The 24,755-nt window shown below is 61.6% G+C and carries 27 protein-coding genes and 1 pseudogene; 14 read left to right on the forward strand and 14 right to left on the reverse strand.

Going from position 1 to position 24,755, the window contains the following annotated elements; translation table 11 throughout:
* Positions 1 to 43: 43 nt before the first annotated feature.
* Together LPB072_RS23515 and LPB072_RS23220 are read left to right on the forward strand one after the other, a co-directional pair.
* On the forward strand, positions 44 to 211 hold the full coding sequence (locus LPB072_RS23515) for a hypothetical protein (protein ID WP_157559335.1): 168 nt from the start codon (positions 44 to 46) through the stop codon (positions 209 to 211).
* Positions 208 to 516 (forward strand): helix-turn-helix domain-containing protein, encoded by a 309-nt coding sequence (locus tag LPB072_RS23220; RefSeq protein ID WP_066084081.1) that lies wholly within the window; start codon positions 208 to 210, stop codon positions 514 to 516. Before LPB072_RS23515 ends, LPB072_RS23220 begins: the two co-directional genes overlap by 4 nt.
* Here LPB072_RS23220 and LPB072_RS15495 read toward each other — a convergent pair.
* Positions 443 to 1,669: a tyrosine-type recombinase/integrase gene (locus LPB072_RS15495; protein WP_082876658.1), complete on the reverse strand. Its 1,227-nt coding sequence runs from the start codon at positions 1,667 to 1,669 to the stop codon at positions 443 to 445. The two genes, LPB072_RS23220 and LPB072_RS15495, sit on opposite strands and share 74 nt — an antisense overlap.
* 315 nt (positions 1,670 to 1,984) lie before the next feature.
* Positions 1,985 to 2,668, reverse strand: a complete 684-nt coding sequence (locus LPB072_RS15500; protein ID WP_066084071.1) for an OmpA family protein — start codon at positions 2,666 to 2,668, stop codon at positions 1,985 to 1,987.
* A gap of 90 nt (positions 2,669 to 2,758) precedes the next feature.
* Between LPB072_RS15500 and LPB072_RS15505 the strand changes: the two genes are divergently transcribed.
* From LPB072_RS15505 to LPB072_RS23520, 3 genes are all read left to right on the forward strand, one after another.
* Entirely contained in the window at positions 2,759 to 3,403 is a 645-nt protein-coding gene (locus LPB072_RS15505; RefSeq protein ID WP_231943267.1) for a gamma-glutamylcyclotransferase, read from the forward strand.
* A 47-nt stretch (positions 3,404 to 3,450) separates the two neighbouring features.
* Entirely contained in the window at positions 3,451 to 4,095 is a 645-nt protein-coding gene (gene pdxH, locus LPB072_RS15510) for a pyridoxamine 5'-phosphate oxidase (RefSeq protein ID WP_066084871.1), read from the forward strand.
* Positions 4,096 to 4,368: 273 nt separating this feature from the next.
* Entirely contained in the window at positions 4,369 to 4,941 is a 573-nt protein-coding gene (locus LPB072_RS23520) for a hypothetical protein (RefSeq protein ID WP_157559336.1), read from the forward strand.
* 359 nt (positions 4,942 to 5,300) lie between these two features.
* Here LPB072_RS23520 and LPB072_RS15520 read toward each other — a convergent pair whose 3' ends face one another.
* From LPB072_RS15520 to LPB072_RS15550, 6 genes are all read right to left on the reverse strand, one after another.
* Complete coding sequence (locus LPB072_RS15520) at positions 5,301 to 6,329, reverse strand: DUF1593 domain-containing protein (RefSeq protein ID WP_157559337.1); 1,029 nt, start codon at positions 6,327 to 6,329, stop codon at positions 5,301 to 5,303.
* A 334-nt stretch (positions 6,330 to 6,663) separates the two neighbouring features.
* On the reverse strand, positions 6,664 to 7,149 hold the full coding sequence (folK, locus tag LPB072_RS15530) for a 2-amino-4-hydroxy-6-hydroxymethyldihydropteridine diphosphokinase (protein ID WP_066084060.1): 486 nt from the start codon (positions 7,147 to 7,149) through the stop codon (positions 6,664 to 6,666).
* A 21-nt stretch (positions 7,150 to 7,170) separates the two neighbouring features.
* Positions 7,171 to 8,832 (reverse strand): polynucleotide adenylyltransferase PcnB, encoded by a 1,662-nt coding sequence (pcnB, locus tag LPB072_RS15535; protein ID WP_066084058.1) that lies wholly within the window; start codon positions 8,830 to 8,832, stop codon positions 7,171 to 7,173.
* Positions 8,829 to 9,497 (reverse strand): histidinol-phosphatase, encoded by a 669-nt coding sequence (locus LPB072_RS15540; protein ID WP_066084057.1) that lies wholly within the window; start codon positions 9,495 to 9,497, stop codon positions 8,829 to 8,831. Before LPB072_RS15540 ends, pcnB begins: the two co-directional genes overlap by 4 nt.
* A 30-nt stretch (positions 9,498 to 9,527) precedes the next feature.
* Entirely contained in the window at positions 9,528 to 10,214 is a 687-nt protein-coding gene (gene hda, locus LPB072_RS15545) for a DnaA regulatory inactivator Hda (RefSeq protein WP_066084869.1), read from the reverse strand.
* A 23-nt stretch (positions 10,215 to 10,237) separates the two neighbouring features.
* Complete coding sequence (locus LPB072_RS15550) at positions 10,238 to 11,338, reverse strand: AI-2E family transporter (RefSeq protein WP_066084054.1); 1,101 nt, start codon at positions 11,336 to 11,338, stop codon at positions 10,238 to 10,240.
* Positions 11,339 to 11,484: 146 nt separating this feature from the next.
* Here LPB072_RS15550 and purM point away from each other — a divergent pair, with 146 nt between their 5' ends.
* Together purM and LPB072_RS23950 are read left to right on the forward strand one after the other, a co-directional pair.
* Positions 11,485 to 12,525 carry a phosphoribosylformylglycinamidine cyclo-ligase gene (purM, locus tag LPB072_RS15555; protein ID WP_066084053.1) on the forward strand — a complete coding sequence of 347 codons (1,041 nt, stop codon included), beginning with the start codon at positions 11,485 to 11,487 and terminating at the stop codon, positions 12,523 to 12,525.
* 535 nt (positions 12,526 to 13,060) lie between these two features.
* On the forward strand, positions 13,061 to 13,504 hold the full coding sequence (locus LPB072_RS23950) for a helix-turn-helix domain-containing protein (protein ID WP_269148713.1): 444 nt from the start codon (positions 13,061 to 13,063) through the stop codon (positions 13,502 to 13,504).
* Here LPB072_RS23950 and LPB072_RS23225 read toward each other — a convergent pair.
* Positions 13,452 to 13,706, reverse strand: a pseudogene (locus LPB072_RS23225) (DUF2834 domain-containing protein); the annotation flags it as partial. The gene LPB072_RS23950 and the pseudogene LPB072_RS23225 overlap by 53 nt on opposite strands.
* A gap of 170 nt (positions 13,707 to 13,876) precedes the next feature.
* Here LPB072_RS23225 and LPB072_RS15565 point away from each other — a divergent pair.
* The 4 genes from LPB072_RS15565 to LPB072_RS15580 all read left to right on the forward strand — a co-directional run bounded on the left by LPB072_RS15565 (position 13,877) and on the right by LPB072_RS15580 (position 17,366).
* On the forward strand, positions 13,877 to 15,067 hold the full coding sequence (locus LPB072_RS15565) for an MFS transporter (protein ID WP_066084047.1): 1,191 nt from the start codon (positions 13,877 to 13,879) through the stop codon (positions 15,065 to 15,067).
* A 138-nt stretch (positions 15,068 to 15,205) separates the two neighbouring features.
* Positions 15,206 to 15,763 carry an isochorismatase family protein gene (locus LPB072_RS15570; protein WP_066084044.1) on the forward strand — a complete coding sequence of 186 codons (558 nt, stop codon included), beginning with the start codon at positions 15,206 to 15,208 and terminating at the stop codon, positions 15,761 to 15,763.
* Entirely contained in the window at positions 15,760 to 16,383 is a 624-nt protein-coding gene (locus LPB072_RS15575) for a DJ-1/PfpI family protein (protein WP_066084040.1), read from the forward strand. The genes LPB072_RS15570 and LPB072_RS15575 overlap by 4 nt, the downstream gene beginning before the upstream one ends.
* Positions 16,368 to 17,366, forward strand: a complete 999-nt coding sequence (locus LPB072_RS15580; protein ID WP_066084037.1) for a GlxA family transcriptional regulator — start codon at positions 16,368 to 16,370, stop codon at positions 17,364 to 17,366. Before LPB072_RS15575 ends, LPB072_RS15580 begins: the two co-directional genes overlap by 16 nt.
* Here LPB072_RS15580 and LPB072_RS15585 read toward each other — a convergent pair.
* From LPB072_RS15585 to murJ, 3 genes are read right to left on the reverse strand one after another with little or no spacing between them, the layout of a single operon-like run.
* On the reverse strand, positions 17,363 to 17,995 hold the full coding sequence (locus tag LPB072_RS15585; RefSeq protein ID WP_066084035.1) for an NAD(P)H-binding protein: 633 nt from the start codon (positions 17,993 to 17,995) through the stop codon (positions 17,363 to 17,365). The two genes, LPB072_RS15580 and LPB072_RS15585, sit on opposite strands and share 4 nt — an antisense overlap.
* Complete coding sequence (locus tag LPB072_RS15590) at positions 17,992 to 18,852, reverse strand: SirB1 family protein (protein WP_066084033.1); 861 nt, start codon at positions 18,850 to 18,852, stop codon at positions 17,992 to 17,994. The genes LPB072_RS15585 and LPB072_RS15590 overlap by 4 nt, the downstream gene beginning before the upstream one ends.
* 39 nt (positions 18,853 to 18,891) lie before the next feature.
* Positions 18,892 to 20,457 (reverse strand): murein biosynthesis integral membrane protein MurJ, encoded by a 1,566-nt coding sequence (gene murJ / locus LPB072_RS15595; RefSeq protein ID WP_066084030.1) that lies wholly within the window; start codon positions 20,455 to 20,457, stop codon positions 18,892 to 18,894.
* 110 nt (positions 20,458 to 20,567) lie between these two features.
* On the opposite strand from murJ, the gene rpsT reads away from it, so the two are divergent.
* Positions 20,568 to 20,867, forward strand: coding sequence for a 30S ribosomal protein S20 (rpsT, locus tag LPB072_RS15600; RefSeq protein ID WP_066084026.1), 300 nt, complete (start codon positions 20,568 to 20,570; stop codon positions 20,865 to 20,867).
* A gap of 349 nt (positions 20,868 to 21,216) precedes the next feature.
* Positions 21,217 to 22,413, forward strand: coding sequence for an MFS transporter (locus LPB072_RS15605; protein WP_407927812.1), 1,197 nt, complete (start codon positions 21,217 to 21,219; stop codon positions 22,411 to 22,413).
* Between the two features lie 115 nt (positions 22,414 to 22,528).
* On the opposite strand, the gene LPB072_RS15610 is transcribed toward LPB072_RS15605, so the two are convergent.
* Positions 22,529 to 22,759, reverse strand: a complete 231-nt coding sequence (locus LPB072_RS15610) for a dodecin family protein (protein ID WP_066084021.1) — start codon at positions 22,757 to 22,759, stop codon at positions 22,529 to 22,531.
* Positions 22,760 to 22,868: 109 nt separating this feature from the next.
* Positions 22,869 to 23,195, reverse strand: a complete 327-nt coding sequence (locus LPB072_RS15615; RefSeq protein ID WP_066084019.1) for a DUF3579 domain-containing protein — start codon at positions 23,193 to 23,195, stop codon at positions 22,869 to 22,871.
* A 290-nt stretch (positions 23,196 to 23,485) separates the two neighbouring features.
* Here LPB072_RS15615 and LPB072_RS15620 point away from each other — a divergent pair, with 290 nt between their 5' ends.
* Positions 23,486 to 24,688 carry an aspartate aminotransferase family protein gene (locus tag LPB072_RS15620; RefSeq protein WP_066084016.1) on the forward strand — a complete coding sequence of 401 codons (1,203 nt, stop codon included), beginning with the start codon at positions 23,486 to 23,488 and terminating at the stop codon, positions 24,686 to 24,688.
* The last annotated feature ends 67 nt before the right edge of the window (positions 24,689 to 24,755 follow it).

A 24,755-nucleotide genomic window follows, 5' to 3' on the forward strand; every position in this document is an offset into this window, starting at 1 on the left:
CTGTATGGTAAGAGCGCATGAGCCCACCCGGCCAAATCTTGGTATGGGCCGTAGCCGAAAAGCGCCGATCAAGCGTTTCGCCGAAGTCATCAGTTGCAGCGAGAACGCGGCACACCACAAAGTCAAGAATGGCGCGTGGGTGGGCAGCAGCTTCATGGTGTTCGATGCGCCCGAGCGCCGCGAGCACCATCAGCAAGGCGGTGCGGCATGACCGACGAAACGATCAACGCCGAACAGTGCGCCGAGCTCCTGCACTGCACCGAGCAACGAATCGAGGAACTGACCCGAACCGGCGAGCTGCCGGGGATGAAATTCGGCCGCGGCTGGATCTACGTGAAGGCCGACCTGCTGGCCTACATTGCCGATCGCGCCCGGAAAGAGGCGGAAGAGCGGCGCCAGGACCTCAACGCACGAAAGTCGGTCCCGCGCCTGGACATACCGGTCAAGCCGCGGCGACAGACGCCTCCACCGCTTCCGGTGCCGGCCAAAGCCTTTGCGCAAGGTCCACGCCCCTGAAGCTGGCGTAGCGCTGGGCCATCACCGAGCCCGGCTTCCATCCCATGATCTTGTTCAGCTCCTCCAGACGGAACAGATCGCGCCCGTCTTTGTCTTTCAGCTCCAGCCATCGGCACGTCGCTTCGTGTCTCAGGTCGTGTTCATGAAGGCCAACGATGTCCATGTACTCGAAAGCGATCCTGAAACGGAATGACAGCCGTTGACTGGTACGCACCAAGCCCTTTTTCCCTTCCTCGACCCCCTCCTCGTTGAGGAACGGGAAGAGGTGTGCGTCGGGTTCAAACGGTGGACGCGATGCAAAGTACAAGGAGAGCGTCTGATGCACTTCGGGACGCATCGGGACATCTCGATAAGAAATCTTCCCACGCCACTGCTTGGTCTCCTTGGCATGGATCACCTTGTTCTGCATGTCAATCTGGCCCCTGGTCAGGGTGTACGCCTCTCTGAGCCGCAGTCCCGTGTTCAGGATCAGCAGGTACAAGGTCAACAGCGCATCGCCTCCCTTGAGTTCGAGGCCGCGCGAGCGATCCGGCCGCTCATAGCCCGACAGCACCGCCACGATCTTCTCGTGCTCCCCTGGCAGCAGGCGCCTGTCGCGCGCCACGTTCACCTTCACCTTGCCTCCCTTGGCTTTCGCCATCTGGGCATCGAGGTCGGTATAAGTCGAGTAGCCCTTGGGCAGCAGCTTCACGGGGTTGCTGATCTTGACGTTCACGTGGTGCCGCAGGTACTCGTCAATGGCCCGGCTCAGCGCCTGAATGCGGTGCTTGATGGACGAAGGGGACAGGTTCTTCTCCACCTTCAGGGAACGGAGATAGCCGGTCAACCATTTGTAGTTGGCATCCGAGAACCGCACCGAACCCACCTCGCGCGTCAGCGTCTTGAGCGTGAGAATTTGCGAAGGCGCCGCGAAGCCGCTATCCGACCACTCTCCAAGAATGCGCAGCAAGCGCACGCCATCGCCGGGAGACGTGGGGGCAGTCAGTTCTGCCGGCGGCGGGATGTCCGCATGCTTCATCAGCTTCCACTGCCGCCCGTAAGCAATGGCTTCGGCCTCGGTGTCGAAGGTGAAGTACTTGCGCCCGTTCGGAAGCGATGGGTGCCTCAGCCCTATTTCCCACTTCCCCGATGGCTTCAGTCTGGGTTTTGCCATGCCACATCTCCATCGTGTCAACGAGATGGATCATCGCATGATCTGATTGAGTTTCAGCCGCCATTTTGTGGCGTCTGTGGATGCTTCTGAGGCTTCTCTCAGCCTCCATAAACTCAATAAGTTATTGATTTATATGGATATCAAAAATGAAGGCAAACACAGAGATCAGCTACAAGATCGAACTGATTCAGCGCCCTGAACACGCTGAAGGTGGTGGACTGCGGTAAACCTGAACCAGCGGGCGCCTGCCCTTCGCCCATGAAAAAGCCCGGCCAGGCCGGGCTTTTTCATGGGCGAAGCAGACCTCGGCGGAAGTCACTCCACAATCGTGACTTCCACGCGTCGCGCTTCAGCAGCGCTGCCCGAACCAGTGCTCACTTCAGGCTTCTTGAGCTCCATCGCCGACTCGGCCACACCTGCAGCCAACAGCGCATCGCGCACAGCGATGGCTCGCTTCCTGGCCAGTTCCGCATTCTGGGTGGCGCTACCGGTTGAATCATGGAAACCCGACAAAACCAGGCGTTTCCCATTTTTGCCAGCGGCAATGGCGTCGCCCAAAGCGGCCAGTGCGCCGGAGGGAAGGTCAGACTTGGCCGAGGCGAAATAAAACTTCACCACACCGTTTTCCATCACCACGCTGGCTTCATCGCCCGAGGCGGCTGGCGCAGGCATCTCAGTTGCGGCCTCACCGCTTGCGGCCGAATCAACCGCGCCACCTGCGGCTTGCCCCGTCGCAGCGGCGTCAGCCGTTGCGCCGGTGGCTGCGCCAGTGGCTGCGCCAGTCAATGCGCTCACGGCGCCTTGCACGGCGGTAGACGCATCTGTACCAGTGGCCTCAACCGTGGACATGGAGGAGGCCTCGGCGCCCTGCCCTGCGGTCGAACCACTGCGCGCTTTGTGAATACCCATGCCCAGCGCCAGGCCAACGGCCAGCAAAATGGTAGAAATCAACACCACCGCAACAACGCGGGTGTCTTGGTCGTTATCTTGAGAAGACATGGGGGGCACACTCCGTGAGAAATAATTGGAAAACAAATCTCTGCCCTGCGCCACTTGAACGGCCGCACGGCAGACAACCCGTAATTGTAGATGTCCACCGCTGACACCCGCCTTTCCGCCGCCGCCAAGCCTCGCAACCCCTGGGACCCCGCACAGCGCGATGGCCAGCGCATGTTTGCCGAGATGGTGGCCCAGTGGCGTGCCCAGGGACCACGCCCCGATTTATGGGTTTTTGGTTACGCTTCACTGGTCTGGCGCCCCGAGTTCAGGGCCGCCGAACAGCGGCTGGCGAATGTGCCGGGCTACCACCGCTGCCTCAAGATGTGGAGCAGGGTCAACCGGGGCACCTACGAGCGCCCAGGCCTCGTATTCGCCTTGATGGCCGGGGGGAGCTGCCACGGCGTGGCGCTGCGCCTGCCCCACGACGAGGTCGAGGGCATGTTGCCCACCCTGTGGGCCCGCGAAATGCCCAACCCGGTATACGACCCCAAATGGGTCATGTGCGATACCGCCCAAGGCCGGGTGCGCGCACTGGCGTTCACGCTCTCGCGCCAAAGTCCCAGCTTCACCGGCACACTCAGCAACGAGCAATACCGGCAAATTTTTACCCATTCAACCGGCCGCTACGGCACCACGCTCGATTACGCGCAGCAAACACTGGAAGCCCTGGACACCCACGGCATCAAAGACCATGCACTCGCCCGGCTGTTGCGCCAGTGCGCCCCAACCGATTGATCTTGCGCAAAGGCATCCCGCGCCTTGCTGCCTATACTGAATTCACCATGAACATTGCCGACCTGCGCAAGAGCTACGAAAAAGCCGAACTCAGCGAATCCGCCTCCCAGGCCGATCCACTGAAACAATTTGACCAGTGGCTCAACGAAGCCATCCAGAGCGAAGTGCCTGAGCCCAACGCCATGACGCTGGCCACCGTGGGCTCTGATCTGCGCCCCAGCACCCGCATCGTGCTGATCAAAGGCTTCGACGAACGCGGCATCGTCTGGTACACCAACTACGGCAGCCGAAAAGGCCAGGAACTCGCAGGCAACCCTTTTGCGGCCCTGCAGTTTCATTGGGTCGAACTCGAGCGCGTGGTGCGCATCCAGGGCCTGGTGGAAAAGGTCAGCGACGAAGAAAGCGACAGGTACTTCCACAGCCGCCCCCTGGACAGCCGCATCGGCGCATGGGCCAGCCCACAAAGCCAGGTGATCAATGGCCGTGGCGTTCTGGTGGCCAATGCCGCGAAATACGGCGCCCAGTTCCTGCTCAAGCCACCGCGCCCACCCCACTGGGGCGGCTACCGCTTGAAGCCCGACACCTGGGAGTTCTGGCAAGGCCGCAAGAGCCGTCTGCATGACCGCCTGCGCTACTCCCTGCCACCAACAAACGGTGACGCTGCGTGGTTGAGGGAACGGCTGGCGCCTTGAAACGCCCTGGGGCGGTGCAGCATGACGCCCAAGGTTCTCACGGATTCTGGGGGTGGATATCGCATCTCCGTTCAGAACGCTGACCCAACGCAATGGTGAACTGGATTGAAACTCGCCATGTGAGATCAAAAAGTCACAACCAGGAAAAGCCAGGCCTTGATGGAATTGGATTGACCCCTATAAAGGTTACCAGCCAGACGCCGAATTTCACTAACAAATGAAGTTTTCGCCGCCAATCATAACGACTCCGATTTTTCTTGAAAGCTTCATCCAATGCAAATCCAAAGAGCATTTCAAACCGGATCCACATCCACAAAAATTGCCGTTGCTTTGTGTATTATTTCGGCAACCGCATTCTTTGTCACAAGGTCGCTTGGAGACCCCCAATCCAAAGCAGATGCCATGCTCTCCATTGGCAAGCAGATTGGCGATGCAAACATCCAACTACATAATGACACCGGATGCTTTGCGAGCAAGCCCGCCGTGTTGTTTGATAAGGCTACGGCATCGATCGCAGCAAACAACTTCTGCAACCGACCGCTCGACGGCAGTTGGAAAGGCCCATATATGGCGCCATTTCCAATCAAGTCCGATGGAAATCTGGTAGCAAATGATATCTCCGCCGAAGTGACCGCAGCATTACCGAATTCCATCAACATGAATGGCAGAAAGAAATTTTTTATTCGTTTCAATAACGTGCCAAAGGGTGTTCTGAAACAGGCCTTGATTGAGTGCAATGGTGACAATGAAAATCAAGGGGATTTTCAGTTTGACCGATGCAGAACGACAGTCAATTTGGCCGATGATCTTCCAGGAGATTTTGAAATCGTTTACAGTTCGATTTAAAAAATTCATGGTCAGGATGAATTTCCTGGTACTCAAAAGTGCTTGAAAAACCAGGCCTCGCATGGGGCCAGCCTAGCAAAGGCGGGCAATGGCCGCAGCGTTCTGGTGGCCAACGCCGCTCAATACGGCGCCCCGTTCGTGCTCAGGCTGCCCTGCTCGCCACACCGGGATGGCCACCATCTGAAATCCAACACCTGAGCGCTCTGGCAGCGGCGCAAGACCAAGGCTGCATGCCGGTCGAGGCTGTGCTGGCGAGGGTATGGGCCTGGATGGCTGCAGGAGCGGCCTGCGCCCTGAAACTGCCGGCACTGGCGATCGCAGGTGAGCCACGACGAAGGGTTCAAGGCCCCACACCGCTTTCATTTGACCGGTTGATCCGATTCCTGAGTTTCATTCGAACGCTCGGCCCTGACCGGCTTGGCGTTCAGTCGGTTCATGCGGACTTGCCAGTCGGACAAAAAGTCTCTCCGCCATTTGCTGACTGTTTTCGCGCCGTTCCAGCCATGGCCCACCACCGGCGGTTCACGACGGTCATGCCAGTAGGTTGGGCGCTTGTCCGGAAAGGGCCGAAAGAAAGATCCACCCCAGTGCTCGGTCTCGGGATGCTCGGCATCCCCGTGCAACAGGTACAAGACGCTGGGTGTGTCACCCATCTTGATATCGGCTTGTTTGCCCATGAAGAAATCGCCGAGCTGCCCATGACCCTTCACGTGTTTCGCAGGAAAATCGAGAGGCCCAAACTCGCCACTTTGAATGCCACCGAGGTACATGCCCCGAAAGCTGGTGTCGTTCTCGATCCACCATAGATCGGGGTGGCTGTTGAACAAATAGTTCCGTGCCTTTCGGTCTTGCTGGGTGTTCCATGAACCAATCGAATAGATGCGCAGCTTGCCCTTGATGCCCGGGCGGCTGTGCACCGCCTGAGCCACATCGGTGATGGCACCCCACACCAGCACATAAAGAGGTCGCGGGTCCTCGACCAGCGACCTTTCGATGATCAGCCTTGCGCCATCACTGATGTCCGCGGAAGGCGTATCCCCTGATTGAGCGACGACCGCCCCTTGCCTGACCACCTCGCGCAACGATTCAGGCTCGGGATAGTCATCCGACCATGCGCGGAGGTTTGGAAAGTCCACCTCATACGCCGCAATGCACGAATAAATGTCGATGGCACGGCCTTTGCCCGGTGGCGAGCTGATCAAGCCTTCCGTCTGGAAAGCGTCGGCATAGACCAGATAGTGAACCATGGATTGAAAGTCATCAGGATCACTTCCACCAATATCTGTGGACACAACAACTCGCGGCTTTCCGGTAGCCCCCATTTGACCCGCGAAGGCTAACGAGGACATCGTCATGGCCAAGGCCAAAAAAACGGTGGCGAGTTTCAAAGAGGGTCCGATGTCAATGTACTGTGTGGCGATAGGCGGCTACGAATTGCCGCCGCACCCAGTGAGCTGCGGCCTGGGCTGCCAGGGTGACGATATCGCAAGAGTTTGCATGATGCACCTCTCTGACGAAACCAGGACCGGTGCCGTGCTGCGGTGGCGCCGCCCGACCGGAGCTGAAGGACGCCTCCAGGTCTGAACGTGCAGGCAACGCCCGGACATCACGATCGAACCGGGATGACTGCCCGGCCACCACGGGTCCGGCAAACCTGACAATCCGCCGTCTGCGACTTGCCGCGAATGCAGGCTGCGGTCTGCCTATCGCATCGTTGTCGATTCACTCGCCGAGTAAATGGCGCTGAATCAACTGATCTTGCACACCGGCCAGTGCAACGGATGGCACCACACCCGGTTCAACCTCCGCCAGCGGCACCAGCACAAACGCCCGTTCCCACATGCGCGGATGCGGAACAGTCAGATGCGGTGAATCGATGCGGGCAGCACCAAACAGCAGCAGGTCCAGATCGAGCGTGCGCGGGGCATTCAGATAGGGGCGTTCGCGCCCGGCCGCCTGTTCGATCTGCTGCAGAGCCAACAGCAGACCCGGGGCGGTGAACTGTGTGACCACTTCGGCCACTGCGTTGACATAGTCCGGGCCGCTGGAATCGACCGGGGCCGTTCGGTACAGGCTGGAGGCTTTGACCAACCGGGTGCCCGGCAGCTGGTTCAAGGCGGTCAGGGCATCTCGCAAAGTCTGGGCAGCATCGCCCAGGTTCGCTCCCAGGGCCACGTAGGCGGTGACGGGCTGGCGCGGCGCCACCATATGCGTTAAGGCTTCGGCGCCTCAGTCGCTGCCGCCACCGGCAGCGGGGGCAGCACCGCCTTCACCACCACCCGACGGCTTGCGACGGCGACGGCGGCGTTTTTTCGGTGCCGCTGTGGCCTCGCCACCTTCGCCGGAGGACTCCCGCACGTCATCACCGGAAAGGTTGCTGGCTTCGTCGTCCACATCGTCCGAGCGGAAACGGGGATCGGCTTGCGGCGCTTCGCCGGTGTTCGCCGGGTGGTCCACGTCGGTTCGCTTCACCCGGCGTGGTTTGGGCGAGCCAGGTTTGCCCTGGTTTTCCTTGCGCTGCGCATCGACCATGTCTTCGCGCACGTCATCACTGGCGTGCTGGAAGGTTTCCCACCAGTGGGCCAGTTCTTCCTCGATTTCGCCCACCTGGGCGCGCAGGCGCATGAAATCAAAACCGGCGCGGAAACGTCCCTGGTCGACAAGGCTGAAAGGCGACGTGCCCACCCGTTTTTCGAAACGCGGCTGCATCATCCAGATTTCGCGCATGTCGGTGCCCAGCTTGCCCCGGCCTGATACATCGCCAATGCGGTTGTCGAAGGCCTCGTCCACCGCGTCTTGCAAGGCAGCGAAAGGTGGTGGCGGGCGCTGGTTGCCGCGCGGCTGCAGGCGCTTGTTCCAGCCTTTGTGCACATCGGCCCATAACACGCAGGCCAGCAGGAAACTGGGCGCCACGGGCTTGCCTTCGCCCACACGTCGATCGGTGTCTTGCAACGCCATCTTGACGAACGGGTCGTTCGCCCGCTCCACCACCACGTCGAGCAAGGGGTAGATGCCGGTGGCCAGGCCCGTGGCCTTGAGTTGTTCGATGCTGGCCAGCGAATGGCCGGTTTGCAAGAGCTTGAGCATTTCGTCGAACAAGCGGCTTTGCGGCACATCGGCCAGCAGGTTGCGCGAAGCAACCAGTGGCTCCAGCGTCTTGGCGTCGATTTTGAAACCCAGGGCGTTGAGCTTGGCCGCGAAACGCACGGCGCGAATGATGCGCACCGGGTCTTCGCGGTAGCGCGTGGCCGCATCGCCGATCATGCGCAGGGTTTTCTTCTTCGAGTCGCGGATGCCGTGGTGGAAATCGACCACGATTTGCGACTCGGGGTCGTAGTACATGGCGTTGATCGAAAAGTCGCGGCGGGCCGCGTCTTGCTCGATGGGGCCCCAGACGTTGTCGCGCAATACGCGCCCGCTGGCATCCACCGCGTGTTTCATTCCCGAGAGCTCACCCTTGCTGGTGCGCTCGTTGCCTTTGACCTGTTCGGCGTCGGCGCTGTCGAGGTAGGCCCGCATAGTGGAGACTTCGATCACTTCGTGTTCCCGGCCGCGGCCGTAGATCACATGTACGATGCGAAAGCGCCGTCCAATGATGAAGGCCCGTCGAAAGAGGCTCTTGACCTGCTCGGGCGTGGCGTTGGTGGCCACGTCGAAATCCTTGGGCCTCAAGCCCAGCAGCAGGTCCCGCACTGCCCCGCCGACCACGTAGGCCTCATAGCCAGCCTTTTTGAGCGTGTGCACCACGTCGAGCGCGCGCTCGTCGACCAGTTTGCGGTCAATACCGTGCACTTCCACCGGCACGTCTTCGCGTTTGCCGAATTTTGAAACCTTGGCAGGCTTGGGGGCGCTGGTCTTGCCCAGCAGCTTGTCGATGAATTTTTTGATCATTCGAATAAGTTGAGAATGCGCCAGCCACGCTCTGCGGCAATGGCCTTGAGCCGGTCGTCCGGGTTGGTCGCCACGGGCTCTTGCACTTTTTCCAGCAGAGGCAGGTCGTTGATCGAGTCACTGTAGAAGCTGCTGTGTGTCACATCGGCCCAGGAAAGGCCGCGGGCAACCAGCCATTGTTCCACACGCGCCACTTTGCCCTCGCGAAACGAGGGCGTGCCCGCAATTTCGCCGGTGGGCTCGCCTCGGGCATCACGCGCCAGATCGACCGCCATCAGCTCCTTGACACCAAAGACCTGGGCGATCGGGCGGGTCACGAATTCGTTGGTCGCGGTGATGATGACCACCTCGTCGCCCGCAGCCTGGTGCTGTTTCACCAGCGCCAACGCCGCAGGCTTGATGGCCGGGCGGATCACTTCGTTCATGAAGCGCGCGTGGGCGGCATTGGCTTTGGCGAGGCCCTGCTCGCGGATGGCGCCAGTGGCAAAACGGATGTATTCGGCAATATCAAGCGTGCCGGCTTTGTATTGCTCGTAGAAGGCGTCGTTCGCGCGGGTATGGCCTTCGGCATCGCGCCAACCCAATTCAACGGTGAACTGGCCCCAGCTGTAATCGGAATCCAGCGGGAGCAGGGTGTGATCGAGATCGAACAGCGCTAATTTCAAAAGAAGACTTTCAGAAAGAGAAGGTGCGTATCACTGGTTTTCCAGCATCGATTTGATGAGCGGAATGGTGATAGCGCGCTGGGTTCGCAAGGCGTAACCGTCGAGCTGATCGAGCAGCATCATCAGGCTGGAGAGATCGCGCGAGAAGCGGTTGAGCATGTAGTCCATCACGTCATCGCTCAGAAACACGCCGCGTTCATCGGCCGCCCTGCGCAAGACAGAGCGCCTTTCGCTCTCACCCAACGCATGCAACTGAAAAATGTGGCCCCAGCCCAGCCGGGTGCGCAGGTCTTCGCGCAGCTTCAAATCGGCCGGTGGCCGGTCGGCAGCAGCCAGAACCCACCGCGCAGAGCCATGGGCCGGACTCTGGGCGTTGACGAACCAGTTGAAGGCAACAGCCTGTTGCTCGGCGGTGTAGAGCTGGCAATCGTCGAGCAAGACCACCTCCCAGCGGTCGTCGAACTCGCCGGGGTGCAACACCGCGGCGTCGAGCCAGCCCACGCGGTGGCCATGGTCGCGCAGCGCTTCGCGCACGGCGCGCAGCAAATGGCTCTTGCCGGCACCGCTTTCGCCCCACAGCAGGGTAGGCACGGGAGAGCGCCTGTCGTTTCCGGTCCACAGCTTCACGTGTTCCAGCGCGGCTTCGTTGCCGGCGGCCACGAAATTCGCAAGGGATGGCAGGGGCGCCAATCCGATGTCCAGCGCCATTTGCTGCATCGGAGGCTGAACAGCGCCTGAACTCATGCCGCTTCGTCCTTCTTCTGGGCTGAAATGCCAGGGCTTTCCAGATAGAGCTCACTGGCGAGGTAACTGGCCTTTGCGCGGCGAATCGCCACCAGCAGCACCGCGCTGGCGGGCAAGGCAATCAACACGCCGACAAACCCAAACAGCTGGCCAAAGGCCATCAAGGCAAAAATCACCGCAATGGGATGCAGTCCGATGCGCTCGCCGAGCAATCGCGGCGTCACATACATGCTCTCAATGGTCTGACCGATGATGTACACCGCGCCCACCAGCGCCACGCCAAGCAAGGCCTGGAACTGCAACACCGCCGCAAGCAGGCCCATCACCAGTCCCAGGCCAAATCCCAGGTAAGGCACAAACACCGCCAAACCTGTGAACACGCCAATAGGAAGCGCCAGCTTGAGTCCCACCAAAGCCAGGCCCACGGTGTAGAACACCGCCAGTACCGCCATCACCAGCAACTGCCCGCGCAGGTACTGGCCCAGCACCTCATCGGTTTCGTCCAGAAAACTCTGCACCTTGGCGCGCCACCGGGGCGGAATCAGGCCCTTGACGCGTTCGACCATGTTGGACCAGTCCAGCAGCAGGTAATAGGCCACGATGGGGGTGAGCACCAGGTTGCCAAACACCGCGGCCAAGGCGCTACCGCCGATCCGAAGCGACGACATCAAGCCACCCAGCAAATCACTTTCATGGCCCGCAACCAGCTCACGCAGCCAGACACGGAACTGCCCCACATCGACCTGGACGTCCACGCCAAACCGCGCCGCCAGCGGAATCAGCGTGTCGTTGAGCCGTTCCAGCAAGAGTGGCAGCTGCTCTTTCAGCAAAGGCACCTGCTTGGTGATCACAGGCACGATCAGCAACACCACGGCCGCCAATACCAGCAGCAGCATGAATATGGCCACGCCTGCACCCAGCCAGCGCGGGCAACGCCATGCATGCAGCCGCTCAACCAGCGGATGCAACGCGTAGGCCAACACCGCCGCCAGCAAGAACGGCATCAACACCGGCGCCAGCAGCGACAGCAGCAACCAGCTGACCAGCGCGATCGCGCCCCAGGAGGCAGCACGCAATTGATTCGGGGTGAGGTTCATTCGGGGATTTCAGGTGAATCGGGTTCGCTGGACGTCGCCACGGAAGCAGCGCAGGGGCAAACCCTTAAAATCAAGGTCAAATTCTAGTCGGCACCCTCCCTGGGCTGCCAACGCCCTTTTCTCCACCGCCTGCGGCCAGCCCTTTCATGACCTCCAACACCTCCACCCCCCTCTCCTACAAAGACGCTGGCGTCGACATCGTGGCCGGCGATGCACTGGTGGAACGCATCAAACCCCTGGCCAAAAAGACCATGCGCGAAGGCGTGATGGCCGGTATCGGTGGTTTTGGCGCCCTGTTTGAAGTACCCAAGCGCTACAAGGAGCCAGTTCTCGTGAGTGGCACCGACGGCGTCGGGACCAAGCTCAAACTGGCTTTTGAATGGAACATGCACGACACCGTGGGCATCGACCTGGTGGGCATGAGCGTGAACGACGTGCTGGTGCAAGGCGCAGAACCCCTGTTTTTCCTCGACTACTTTGCCTGCGGCAAGCTCGATGTGGACACGGCAGCGGCCGTGGTCGGTGGTATCGCCACCGGTTGCGAGCTGTCTGGCTGTGCCCTGATCGGCGGCGAAACCGCCGAAATGCCCGGCATGTACCCAGCCGGCGAATACGATCTGGCCGGCTTCTGCGTCGGCGCGGTCGAAAAGTCCAAAATCCTGACCGGCCAGAGCGTGAAACCCGGCGACGTGGTGCTGGGCCTGGCTTCGCACGGCGTGCATTCCAACGGCTTCTCGCTGGTGCGCAAGTGCATCGAACGCGCTGGCGCCGATCTGCCTGCCACGCTGGACGGCATGCCGTTCAAGCAAGCCATCATGAAGCCTACCCGCCTGTACGTGAAAAACGTGCTGGCCACCCTGGCGAAACACCCCGTGAAGGCCCTGGCCCACATCACCGGCGGCGGCCTGCTGGAGAACATCCCCCGCGTCCTGCCCGACGGCACCGCCGCCCACCTGAAGCAAGGCAGCTGGCCCCAGACCGAGCTGTTCGCCTGGCTGCAAAAGACCGCCGGCATTGATGACATCGAGATGAACCGCACCTTCAACAACGGCATCGGCATGGTGGTGGTGATGGCCGCCGAAGAAGCCGCGGCCTGCGCCGCCACCCTGCGCGAGCTGGGCGAAACGGTTTACGAGATCGGCGCCATCGGCGAGCGCGGCGCTGGTGAGGCTGTGGTCGTTTCCTGACACCTCACCGGGCGGGAACATGCCCATCCCGACGGCCTCCCTGCCCACCTTCTTCCCGGCGCCCGCAGACCTCTTGAGCTGGACGCGCGGGGCCGTCGCAGCCCGCTTGCCCGCCAGCGTTGAACGCTCCCACTTTCCCGCCAGTCTGGACGGCATGCTGGTCTTTCGCACCCAAGGGCAGGTGTTCCGGGCGGGGCAAACAACGGCGCTGCCGGCGCTGGCGCTGATCGGCCCTTCGGCCACACCGATGGCATTCACGCACGCTGGTGCAACTTGCACCCACGGCTTGCTGCTGGCGCCCCATACCGTGTCGTTTCTCAGCGGGCAGTTCAACGGATCCACGTTGGGGCAAGACCTCTGCTTGCGCACCCTGCTACCGGACGAAGCTGGCCGCCTCGTTGAAAGCTGGTCAGGCGCGCGCAACGACACCGCACGGTGCCAATTGCTTTTTGCCTGGTTGCGCCAGCTCATCTGCCTGTCTCATGTCCCAAGGGCAGCCCGATGGGCGCGCATGGCCGGTCTGGCACCCTTGCTGATGGACGGCCATGAAGCGGCATGCGCCGAGGTTGGCGTGGGGCCCCGGCAGCTGGAGCGCCTGTGTCGGCAGCATTTGGGCATGACACCCCACCGGGCCCAAACCATTCTGCGCATGCAGGCCACGCTGCGCAGCGCCATGAAGGCTGCCGAAACACGCCAGGGTGCCGAACTGGCTTTGAGCCAGGGCTTCTTCGACCAATCCCACATGGCCCGAGACCTCAAGCGCCTCGCCGGTTTGCCGCTGGGCCGGGCTGTGGCGGCCTCACGGGATGCTGAAAGCACCGAATGGCCTCTGGCAGTGGGGCAACAACAGTTCAGCCAGCCCGGGCTTCCCGGCGAGCCAGGTACAACGGCAGTGCGAATGCCAGCCCCAACCCAAAACACATCCAAACATACAGCCAGGGCCGACGCAGCCGCCGCTCCTGCAAAATCCAGACGCTGAACGCCAAAGCAGCCAGGTACACATCCACGGTGATCGCTGTGGTGAGCGGGTTGGCCAATGCATCCGGCCAGAAAACCGACGGCATCACACTGCCGCCCTGCAAAAAATAGCGCAGGTTGAAGCGCCAGGGAGCCACGAGCCCCACACAGCTCAACCCATAAAGAACGCGTTGAGAAAGAGACGCTCGAGACCAGAAAGACATGGGGTTTGAGTGGAAAAATTGAACAGACCGCCAGTGTCAGGCGCCACCCAGGCCGGCGTATAGGAAAAAAACGACCTCGGCGCAGCGACCTGGATACTCGGCAAGCTTCCGCGGAAGCAGAATCGAGGCAAACACGTTGGCGGCCACTTCCGGCAACCCACCCTTTCTCCATGAACAACCCCCTCCCCTCCAAGCGCCGCCTCCCTCGCAGCATCTGGGCGCTTGGGCTGGTGAGTCTTTTGATGGATGTGTCCTCCGAGGCCATCCACAGCCTGTTGCCGGTGTTCATGGCCACCGTGCTCGGCGCCAGCATGCTCACCATCGGCCTGCTCGAAGGCGCGGCCGAAGCGACCGCACTGATCGTCAAGGTGTTCTCGGGTGCACTCAGCGACTGGTGGGGCCGGCGCAAGCCACTGGCCGTGCTGGGTTACGGCCTGGGGGCCCTGTCCAAACCCCTCTTCGCCCTTGCTGGCGGCATGGGTCTGATCGTCACCGCCCGCTTGCTGGACCGCGTGGGCAAAGGGATTCGCGGCGCGCCGCGGGATGCGCTGGTGGCCGATATCGCTCCACTGGAGATGCGCGGCGCCGCTTTCGGCCTGCGCCAGTCGCTCGATACCGCGGGCGCCTTCATCGGCCCGCTGCTGGCCATGGGCCTCATGCTGCTCTGGGCCAACGATTTCCGCGCCGTGTTCTGGGCCGCGACCGTGCCGGCGCTGCTGTGTGTGCTGCTGCTGATCGGGGGCGTCAAAGAACCAGAGCGCACGCCAGGCGCGGTGCGCAGCAACCCGATTCGCCGAGAGAACCTCAAGCGCCTGAGTTCAGCCTATTGGTGGGTCGTGGCCATCGGCGCGGTGTTCACGCTGGCGCGCTTCAGTGAGGCTTTTCTGGTGTTGCGCGCGCAGCAAGGCGGGCTGCCTCTGGCCGCCGCGCCCATGGTGCTGATCGCGCTGAACCTGGTCTTCTCCGCCGGCGCCTACCCGCTGGGCAAACTCTCAGACTCGGTGAGCCACACCAAGCTGCTCATCGCCGGCTTGCTGGCCCTGATCGCCGCCGATGGCCTGCTGGCCCTGAGCAACAGTGGTGTCCTTTTCTGGCTCGGTATCGCTCTCTGGGGCCTGCATATGGCGCTGACACAAGGCCTGCTCGCCACCATGGTCGCCAACGCCGCACCGACCGATCTGCGCGGCACCGCTTTCGGGATGTTCAACCTGGTGTGCGGCCTTTCCGTGTTGCTGGCCAGCGCCTTGGCGGGCTGGTTGTGGGACAGCATGGGCGCATCCAGCACCTTCTTGGCGGGCATGGTGTTTGGAGCGCTGTCACTGCTCGGACTGGCCTGGAGGCACCACCATCAAACCGGATGAGCTTCAGGCGCGGCACCGAATTCGCAAGGCGCACAATGATGTCCTGATTTGATCGAGTTGGGTCTTTCTATGAGCAGACAGCCTGTGCAGAGCCCCTAAAAATAGGGCTCTTCGCAACACCCGATTGGATACACACCCATGAACACCTGTCTTCTCGTGATCGATGCCCAGGCCTCGTTCCAACACCGCCCCTATTCCTCAGAACGCGACATGCCCGCCTACCTGGCTGCACAAAACGCCTTGATTCACGGTGCCCAGTCGGCTGGTATGCCCATCGTTCGCATCTTGCATGTGGACGGACCAAACGAGACGGGCAACCCCTTCGCCACCGCTTCGGGCCATGTTCGCCCTATTGACGGCCTGGCCGATTTCCAGGCCACAGCCACATTCCAGAAATCCCGCCACAGCGCTTTGGTCGGCACGGGCCTCGACGTGTGGCTCACCCGGCAAGGCATCCGGCGCCTCATCGTCAGCGGCATCCGAACCGAACAATGCTGCGAAACCACCGCCCGCCATGCATCCGATCTGGGCTGGACGGTGGACTACGTGGTCGATGCCACACTTACCTTCGACATGCAGCAACCCGATGGGAAAACGCTGAGTGCACACGACATCAAAATGCGCACAGCCACCGTTCTGCAAGACCGCTTTGCAAGGATCTGCCCGGTAGAGCAGGCTTTGGAAACACGGACATGAGCCCGGTTTTCCACACGCTGCAGGTGGCGATCCTTGCATTCAACGGCGTAGAAGCCCTGGACCTGGCCGGACCATACGAGGTCTTCACCACTGCGAGCCGCATGCAGCAGCGGATCGCACCCGGCTCCGCCAACCCGTTTGATGTGAGCTGCGTGGCCCGGGATCACCAGGCCGTGCAGGCCCGCGCTGGCATGGCCCTTTTGCCCACGCACAGCTTTTCAGACTGCCCGCCTGTCGACGTGCTGGTCGTGCCTGGTGGCGTGGTGGAGGGTGCCATGCAATGCGCCAATACACTGGCCTGGGTCGCCAGCCTGCACACCCGAACCGTGCTCACCGCTTCGGTCTGCACCGGCGCGTTTCTGCTGGCCGAGAGCGGCGCCCTGCGAAACGGCCCTGTCACCACCCACTGGGAAGACCAGGCCGATCTCGCAGCGCGCTACCCCAGGCTGGAAGTGCGCAGCGGCGCTCGCTGGGTCGAACAGGAACAGGAGCGCCTCATCACATCGGGCGGCATCAGTGCCGGCATCGACATGGCGCTGCACATCGTGGCTCGGCTCGCCAACGAAGCCCTGGCCTTGCGCACGGCCAAGCAGATGGAGTTCCAATGGACACGCAACTAGGCTCGCAACCCCCTCTGGGGCCGATTCACGTTCACTTCGTTTTGCTGTCGGGCAGCCTGATCCTCGACTGGGCCGGTCCCGCCGAGGCGTTGCGCATGGCCAACCAGCGCCTGCGCGATGCCAGCCAGCCAGAGGCCTTCGCGCTCCACTTTACCGGCCCGCAGTTCGAGGTTGCCAGTTCGGTGGGCGCCGTGATCAGCGCCATTGCGCCATTGCCCGCCGAGTTGCCAGAGCGAAGCTGGGTGGTGCTGGTGGGCCAGCCAGGGGCGACCATCGCGGTAGACACCGGCGAGACCCAAAGCTTGCTGCACTGGCTGCGAGGTCTTCGCCTTCAAACGGGCCAGCTGGAGTTGGTCACGGTATGCGCGGGTGCGGTGCTCGCCGGGCACGCCGGCCTGTTGCACGGCCACCGCGCCACGACCCACCACCACCACCTCGATGAACTGCGCCGCGTCGCGGGTGGATGTGATGTGGTCGAGAACCGGGTCTTTGTCCTGGATGGCGCGGTTTCGAGCAGCGCCGGGGTCACCACTGGCGTCGATCTTTTCCTTCACCGCATCGCCGCAGTCTGTGGCCCGGCCCTGGCCGCACAAGTGGCGCAATCCATGGTCGTCGCGCTGCGGCGAGGCCCCAACGACCCCGAGCTCTCACCCTTCCTCGCTCACCGAAACCACCTGCATCCGGCTTTGCACCGCGTACAAGATGCGGTGGGGCAACACCCTCAGGCCAATTGGTCGGTCGCTCGAATGGCTGAAGTGGCATGCGCCTCGCCACGCCATCTCACCCGCCTGTTTCTCATCCATGCCGCGATCGCGCCGTTGCAATACCTGCGCCGCATCCGGCTCGACGTGGCGCAGGCCGCGCTGCGATCAGGCCACAACGTGACACAGGCCGCACACATCGCAGGATTCACCTCGGACACCCAGTTGCGTCGCACCTGGCACCAGATGGGCAGGCCGGGCACGCCGAGCGATGCTGCTTAAACGATGTCCTCAGACATGAGAACTTGCACGCCGGGTCGCCCTGCCAAAGCCGCACCCAACAAGTGAAAGGCTATCCGCTCGGCGGGCACCACGCGGTAGCGTCGGGGCAGCAAGGGCTTGAGCCATTTCGACAACTGGATGCCCAGTTGCTCTGCAGGACGCGATTCCACACGGTGTCCACCAATCAGACCAGGGCGAACAAAAGCCAGACTCGGGTAACCAAGCGTTTGCAAATCGCGCTCCAGCTCGCCTTTGGTTCGCGAATAAAACACGCGTGATTTGGCGTCCGCACCCAGTGCAGAATTCAAGGCAAAGGCTTGAGCGCCATGCCGGCGTGCCAGCTCGGCCACAGACAATGCATGGTCGTGATCCACCCTGTAAAAAGCCGCTTGCGAGCCGGCCTTCTTGATGGTGGTGCCCAAGGTGCAGATCACCGCATCAACGGCCCACCAGGGTGCGGCTTCAGGCAAAGCATCAAAGTCAACCACCGGGTTCAACAGCCTGGGGTGCGAGGGCAACGGCCGCCGGGTGAGCGCCACCACCAGCCGAATGGCGGAGTTGGCCAATGCCTGCTGCAACACCGATTGACCAACCAGTCCCGTGGCGCCGACCAGCAGCAAACGGCTCATGCGTTGGGCTCTCGGCGCAACTCACGCACGCGGCGCAGCATGGCATCGCGGTCGAGCGCGTCTTCGGTCTGCTCGATATAGACCTCCAGGTCATTGACCGCCAATTGCGCATCACCCATCTCGGCCCAGGCCAGACCCCGGTCGCGGTACTCCATCCAGGCGTCAGGCAACAAGATCAGCAAGCGATCCTGCACCGCAATCAAACGCAACCAGTCTTCCTGGGTGCGGTGGATTTCCTTCAAGTTGCGCAGAATTCGCGCAAGGATGTCACGAGGCGCGGCCCCCTGCAGGTACAGCCCCACGGGCACATCAAAGTCGTCGACCAATCCGTTGCGCCGCTTGTATGGCTCCAGCCGCTCGGACAAGTCTTCGCGGCTGAGCGACTGACCAGAAAATGGATCGATCACCACCTGCCCGTTGGGCAAGTTCACCTTGACCATGAAGTGACCGGGAAACCCCACGCCACTGGCCCTCAACCCCAGCCCCTGCGCCAGCTCCAGCCAGATCACGGCCAGCGTGATCGGTATGCCCCGGCGGGTTCGCAGCAACACATTGATATGGCTGTTGTCGGGGTCGTAGTAGTTGTTGACGTTGCCACCAAAACCCAGGTCGCGGAAGAAGAACTGGTTGAGGGTGCGCAGACGTTGCAGGGGATGCTCATCGTCAGCGCAGCGGCGGCGCAAGCGCGCCAGGAGCTGGTCGACGTCCCCCAGCACCTCTTGCACATCCAGATCAGGGTATTCGTCCTGCGCTATGGCGGTGGCGGCCTCCAGCAACGGCAAGCCGTCGTCGTCTTTCACCAGGGTGGCGAAATAACCCAAAGGCGAAGGGCTGAGGAAATCGAATCCGGGGATCATGGTGTTGAAGCGGCGAGGAAAAATCCCGCCACCTGAATACTACCGCTTGATGAATTGCCTGAGCCGCACGCCTGTGGCGGCCAGACACATGAAATACGTCAGCGCCGCAACCGAGATGCATGCCCCGAGCAGGCCCACGCGTACGAACCAGTGCCCTTTCAGGCCCAGCCAGTCAAAGTGTCCGGTGGCCCACATCAAACCTGCGCCCATCAGCGCACTCGCCAGAACCACCTGCAAAACAAACCGCAACCAGCCCGGCGACGGCTTGTACGCACCTCGACGGATCAAGCCCACCAGCAACAAAGTCGCATTCACGATGGCACCGATGCTGATCGACAACGCCAGCGCCGCATGGGCCAAATAGGGCACAAACAGCAGGTTCATCAGTTGCGTCAACACCAGAACCCCAATGGCGATCTTCACTGGTGTGCGCGTGTCCTGGCGGGCGTAGAACCCTGGTGCCAGCACCTTGATGGCAATCAGCCCCACGAGCCCGACACCGTAGCTCATCAGCGCGACGGAAGTTTGCTGTGCGTCCACATCCTTGAACGCCCCGTTGTGGAACACCACAGCAACAAGCGGCTGTGCAAAGGTCAACAAAGCCACCGCACTGGGCACGGCAAGCAACACCACGAGGCGCAAGCCCCAGTCCAGCAACTGGCTGTAGCGCTCGCCGTCCTCAACGCCTCGGGCGCCCGCCAGCTGAGGCAACAACACCACCCCAAGTGCCACGCCCAGCATGGCAGTGGGAAACTCCATCAGGCGATCTGCGTAGGTCAGCCAGCTGACGCTGCCGGTTGCCAGATGAGACGCAATCTGGGTATTGATCAACAACGACACCTGCGCCACGCTCACACCCAGCAGGGCAGGCAGCATCAATGTGACCACGCGGCGTGTGCCGGGATGGTTCCAGGCCGTCTTGAATGAAGACCAACGCCAGCCGATGCGCGGCAACATGCCGATCCTCAACAAAGCGGGAATCTGCACCCCCAACTGCAAAGCCCCACCCACCATCACGCCACCCGCCAGGGCCAGAATGGGCTCAATCCCCAGAGACTTGAACCAGGGAGCGCCCCAGTAGGCCGCCGCGATCATGGCCATATTGAGCAATACAGGGGTGGCAGCAGGCACGGCAAACCGCTTCCAGGTGTTCAAGACACCCGCAGAAAGCGCCACCATCGACATGAAGCCGATATAGGGAAACATCCAGCGCGTCATGAGCACGGCCGAATCAAAGCCCTCGGGCGTTTGCTTCAGTCCACTGGCCATCGCCCAAACCAGCAAGGGTGCGCCCGCTACCCCGATCACACAAGTCAGCGACAGCACCCAGGCCAGCACCGTGGCAATCTGGTTGACCAGCACCTTGGTGGCGCCATCGCCATCGCTTGCACGCATGCCGGCAAGCACTGGCACAAAGGCCTGGCTAAAGGCCCCCTCAGCGAATAGCCGGCGCAGCAGGTTCGGAATCCGGAAAGCGACATTGAACGCATCGGTCAGCGCGCTGGCGCCGAATGTCGAGGCGATCAAGAGCTCTCGCACCAAGCCCGCGATGCGGGAGACGAGGGTCAACAATGAGACGAGAGAGGCGGATTTGAAGAGCGACACCGGCGCAGTGTAGCCCGCTCGGCACCAATATCGATGGCGCTGCGCATTCCCTCGTGCTAAAATCGCGGGCTTTGCTGGCATCATCTCCAAACATCTGAAGGAAATTCACCATGGCAACCAAGCCGAAGAAAAAGAACCCCCGCCTGGCATCAGGCCGTAAACGCGTCCGTCAAGACGTCAAGATCAACGCTGCGAACACCTCGCTGCGTTCCAAATACCGCACCGCTGTCAAGAACGTCGAAAAAGCCGTTGTTGCTGGCGACAAGGAAAAAGCCACCGAATTGTTTGCCAAGATGCAAAAAATCGTGGACATCGTTGCCGACAAAGGCATCTTCCACAAAAACAAGGCCGCTCGCGACAAGAGCCGCCTGTCGACCAAAGTCAAAACGCTGGCCACCGCCGCCGCTTGAGACTCTCACGGGTCTGGCTCCGGCCAGCCCCACAGCCCCGACCTGAAAAGGTCTGCCGTTTGAAACGGGTGCGCTGCCAGCAAAAAAATGGATAACCGCCGCGTCGCAAGACCCGGCGGTTTTTTCATGACCCAGACGCGCACCCAGGCTCCCGGCGCGATTCGCCCCAAAGTCTTATGCCTCAAAATCCATGCGGTTTTGCCACCTCGGAAATCGCGCCTACAGGGCAGCCATGCCACGATCGCGCCATCAATGCGTGTGATCCAGCGCCCTCCACTCTCTCAACATCCTCCTTCTCTTGAACACGCCTGCAGCCGTCCCAGTGACGCCCCCTCCCGCCTCCAACGCCTTGACCACGACGCAATACCCCGGTCGCGCCATGCTGGCCATGGCCACAGGCGCCTTTGCCATTGGCACCGGAGAGTTCGTCATCATGGGCCTGTTGCCTGAAGTGGCTGCCGACATAGGTGTCTCGATTCCGCAGGCCGGTCATGTGATCAGCGCCTACGCCATGGGCGTGGTGATAGGTGCGCCCGTGCTCGCAGTGGCTGCGGCCGCCTGGGGTCGCAGAACGTTGATGATGGCCCTGCTGCTGGCCTTCGCCATGGGTAATTTTGCCAGTGCAACGGCGCCTGGCTACCTTTCATTGAGCGTGCTGCGCTTCGTTACCGGCATGCCCCACGGCACCTACTTTGGTGTAGCGGCGCTGGTGACCGCAGCGCTGGCACCCCCTGGCCAACGGGCGCGCGCCGTCGGCCTGGTGATGACAGGGCTCACTGTAGCGACCCTGCTGGGAGTTCCACTGGCGGCCTGGCTGGGACAGCACTTTGGCTGGCGGTCGGCCTTCGTGCTGGTGGGGGCGATTGCCCTGCTGGCTGTGTTCCTGATCCACCGCCATGTGCCGGAAATCGCCGCGCCAGCCAATGCCAGTCCGCTGGGCGAGCTCAGCGCCCTGCGCAACAAGCAGGTGTGGCTGACCCTGGGCATCGCAGCCATCGGCTTTGGTGGTTTGTTTGCGGTGTTCAGCTATGTGAAGCCAACCATGATTGAAGCCGCCGGGCTGCCGCTGGGTGGCGTGCCGGTGATGTTGGCGCTCTTTGGGCTGGGCATGGTGGTGGGCAATGTCTTGGGCTCACGCCTGGCGGACCGCCACTTGATGCGCACCGTGGGCGGCATGCTCGTCTGGTCCATCGTGGTGCTGCTGGCCTACAGCTTCACCGCGCACCATGTGGTCGCCGGCGCCATCAACCTGTTTCTCATCGGTACCACGGTGGCCATTTGTCCGGCCCTGCAGATCCGTTTGATGGATGTGGCGGGCGAAGCACAGGTCATGGCGGCAGCACTCAACCACTCGGCCTTCAATGTAGCCAACGCCCTGGGTGCGTGGCTGGGTGGCGCAGCCATCAGCGCAGGCATGGGGTGGACGTCAACGGGATGGGTGGGCGCCTTGCTGGCGGTCGCGGGGCTGGCGATTTTTGGCTGGGCATACGCCGAATCAAAAAAGCACCCCGCGCCCGGCAAACCGGGGCCGGTGCCGATCGCCTGACGGATCTGGCTGCGCCCACTCAAGAACACCGGCTCCCGAAAAGCAGAAAAGCCGTCTGAATCGACGGCTTCGGCGGATGGCATGGGGCCCGACGCTCAGCGCAGCCCCAGCAGAATCACTTTTTGGAAGAGGCCTTCTTGGCGGACGCCTTGACAAGGAAAGTCACCTTCATGGTCACGCGGTATTCGACCACCTTGCCTTTGGACACCACAACCTTCTGATCTTGGATCCAGGCGCCGGTCACTTCGGTCACGCTGTCGTTGACGCGGGCAATGCCCTGCTTCATTGCGTCGTCGAAGCTCTTTTTGCTGCCGGAAATGATTTCAATGATTTTGGCGACGGCCATATTGTGTACTCCTGAAGTGTTAAACAAGCCTTCTGTTTTACCAGCCCGGATGCCATCGCACAACCCACAACCCCATCTTCAAGGTGCAGAGCGTGAAATAGGGACGGCTTCAACCCTGGACCGGAGGGTCGGGGAGCAAGCAGGCTTCGGCCAGCTGCAGGGCATTGTCTTTGGCAAACGCCATCACAAAATCCCAGGCCATGGGCTCTTCATCGCGCATATCGGTATGAACAATCACGCATTTCACACCACCGATCACCGTGGGCACACACCAGGGTGAGTAGGCGATGTGGCCACCTATGCCGGCCTTCGCCCCGCCCGGGCGAAACTGGCTCATCACGCCAGCCAAGCGCTCCGCCCAGTCGCTGGGGCGAAAAGGGCGGCCATTGGGGGTGATCCCCTGAATGAACACTTGTTTGGAGCTGGGAGAAACCATCTGGAAAGCCTTCGTATGGAGGGCCCGTATAGAAAGACGCTAACCTTGAGGTAACCGAAGCGGATACAGCACGGCAGGATGGATAAATTCTATCTTATATAAGACTCAAAATCAGGGATTACCCGAGGGTTCAACCCGACCCCGAGTGTGGCGCAACGCTGTGATGCAAAACCAGCAAATATGCCGCATGTTTCGGCCTCTAAAATCGCTTTTCAACGGCTCACCGCGTGTTGGGCCGTTTGTGTTTCCGGTTTCTCTTCTGTTCAGCCCCTTTTTTCAGGAACCCCTGCATGTCCACTCATCAAGCTATCCCCGCTGCCTCACCCCACGTCATGAACACCTACGGGCGCTTGCCTGTGGCCATGTCGCACGGCCGAGGCTGCAGGCTTTGGGATGTGAACGGCAAAGAATACCTGGATGCATTGGCGGGCATCGCGGTCAATACGCTGGGCCACGCCCACCCCAAGCTGGTGCCCGCGCTGCAAGAGCAGATCGCCAAAATGATGCACTGCTGCAACTATTACCACGTGCCTGATCAGGAGCGCCTGGCCGAGATGCTGGTCGAGCGCTCAGGCATGACCAACGTGTTCTTTTGCAGCACCGGTCTTGAAGCCAACGAAGCGGCCCTCAAACTGGCACGCAAATTTGGCCACAACAAGGGCATCGAGCGCCCCGAGATCGTGGTGTACGAGAAGGCCTTTCATGGCCGCTCGATCGCCACCCTCTCCGCCACTGGCAACCCGAAGATCCAGGCCGGGTTCGGGCCCTTGGTTGAGGGGTTCATCCGGGTTCCACTCAATGACCTCGACTCGCTGAAAAAGGCCACCGCAGGCAACCCGAACGTGGTCGCTGTGTTTTTTGAAGCCATCCAGGGCGAAGGCGGCGTGAACCCCATGACCGACGAATACATGCAGGGCGTGCGCGCCATGTGCGATGCCAACGACTGGCTGATGATGATCGACGAAGTGCAATGCGGCATGGGCCGCACCGGCAAATGGTTTGCCCACCAATGGGCCGGCATCGTTCCCGATGTGATGCCACTGGCCAAGGGGCTGGGCTCCGGGGTGCCCATCGGCGCCGTGGTCGCAGGCCCCAAAGCCGCCAACATCTTCACACCCGGCGCCCACGGCACCACTTTCGGGGGCAACCCGCTGTCGATGCGCGCCGGCGTGGAAACGATCCGCATCATGGAGGAAGACGGATTGATGGAAAACGCGGCCAAAGTGGGCAAGCACCTGCAAACCCGTTTGCTGACCAGTTTGCTGGAAGTCGCAGGCGTAAAGCAGGTCCGTGGCCATGGCCTCATGATAGGCATTGAGCTCGACCGACCTTGCGGCGCTATTGCACAGCGCGCACTGGACGCGGGCTTGTTGCTCAGCGTCACCGCCGACAACGTGATCCGCCTGGTGCCGCCGCTCATCATGACCAGCGCTGAGGCCGACGAAGTGGCCGCGATCTTGCTGCCCATCATCAAAGACTTTCTGGCCGAGTAAACCTTACCCCCGCGCCGCTTCGCGTCACCCCCAAGGGGGCGCCCGCAGCGGCCTGGCAAGGCCAGTT

It is taken from the genome of Hydrogenophaga crassostreae, from assembly GCF_001761385.1.
GTDB classification, from domain to species: domain Bacteria; phylum Pseudomonadota; class Gammaproteobacteria; order Burkholderiales; family Burkholderiaceae_C; genus Hydrogenophaga; species Hydrogenophaga crassostreae.

Coding starts and splice junctions, on each gene's coding strand:
- LPB072_RS23515 (WP_157559335.1), top strand. CDS start 44: ATGGGCCGTAGCCGAAAAGCGCCGATCAAGCGTTTCGCCGAAGTCATC.
- LPB072_RS23220 (WP_066084081.1), top strand. CDS start 208: ATGACCGACGAAACGATCAACGCCGAACAGTGCGCCGAGCTCCTGCAC.
- LPB072_RS15495 (WP_082876658.1), bottom strand. CDS start 1,669: ATGGCAAAACCCAGACTGAAGCCATCGGGGAAGTGGGAAATAGGGCTG.
- LPB072_RS15500 (WP_066084071.1), bottom strand. CDS start 2,668: ATGTCTTCTCAAGATAACGACCAAGACACCCGCGTTGTTGCGGTGGTG.
- LPB072_RS15505 (WP_231943267.1), top strand. CDS start 2,759: ATGTCCACCGCTGACACCCGCCTTTCCGCCGCCGCCAAGCCTCGCAAC.
- pdxH (WP_066084871.1), top strand. CDS start 3,451: ATGAACATTGCCGACCTGCGCAAGAGCTACGAAAAAGCCGAACTCAGC.
- LPB072_RS23520 (WP_157559336.1), top strand. CDS start 4,369: ATGCAAATCCAAAGAGCATTTCAAACCGGATCCACATCCACAAAAATT.
- folK (WP_066084060.1), bottom strand. CDS start 7,149: ATGGTGGCGCCGCGCCAGCCCGTCACCGCCTACGTGGCCCTGGGAGCG.
- pcnB (WP_066084058.1), bottom strand. CDS start 8,832: ATGATCAAAAAATTCATCGACAAGCTGCTGGGCAAGACCAGCGCCCCC.
- hda (WP_066084869.1), bottom strand. CDS start 10,214: ATGCAGCAAATGGCGCTGGACATCGGATTGGCGCCCCTGCCATCCCTT.
- LPB072_RS15550 (WP_066084054.1), bottom strand. CDS start 11,338: ATGAACCTCACCCCGAATCAATTGCGTGCTGCCTCCTGGGGCGCGATC.
- purM (WP_066084053.1), top strand. CDS start 11,485: ATGACCTCCAACACCTCCACCCCCCTCTCCTACAAAGACGCTGGCGTC.
- LPB072_RS23950 (WP_269148713.1), top strand. CDS start 13,061: ATGGACGGCCATGAAGCGGCATGCGCCGAGGTTGGCGTGGGGCCCCGG.
- LPB072_RS15565 (WP_066084047.1), top strand. CDS start 13,877: ATGAACAACCCCCTCCCCTCCAAGCGCCGCCTCCCTCGCAGCATCTGG.
- LPB072_RS15570 (WP_066084044.1), top strand. CDS start 15,206: ATGAACACCTGTCTTCTCGTGATCGATGCCCAGGCCTCGTTCCAACAC.
- LPB072_RS15575 (WP_066084040.1), top strand. CDS start 15,760: ATGAGCCCGGTTTTCCACACGCTGCAGGTGGCGATCCTTGCATTCAAC.
- LPB072_RS15580 (WP_066084037.1), top strand. CDS start 16,368: ATGGACACGCAACTAGGCTCGCAACCCCCTCTGGGGCCGATTCACGTT.
- LPB072_RS15585 (WP_066084035.1), bottom strand. CDS start 17,995: ATGAGCCGTTTGCTGCTGGTCGGCGCCACGGGACTGGTTGGTCAATCG.
- LPB072_RS15590 (WP_066084033.1), bottom strand. CDS start 18,852: ATGATCCCCGGATTCGATTTCCTCAGCCCTTCGCCTTTGGGTTATTTC.
- rpsT (WP_066084026.1), top strand. CDS start 20,568: ATGGCAACCAAGCCGAAGAAAAAGAACCCCCGCCTGGCATCAGGCCGT.
- LPB072_RS15610 (WP_066084021.1), bottom strand. CDS start 22,759: ATGGCCGTCGCCAAAATCATTGAAATCATTTCCGGCAGCAAAAAGAGC.
- LPB072_RS15615 (WP_066084019.1), bottom strand. CDS start 23,195: ATGGTTTCTCCCAGCTCCAAACAAGTGTTCATTCAGGGGATCACCCCC.
- LPB072_RS15620 (WP_066084016.1), top strand. CDS start 23,486: ATGTCCACTCATCAAGCTATCCCCGCTGCCTCACCCCACGTCATGAAC.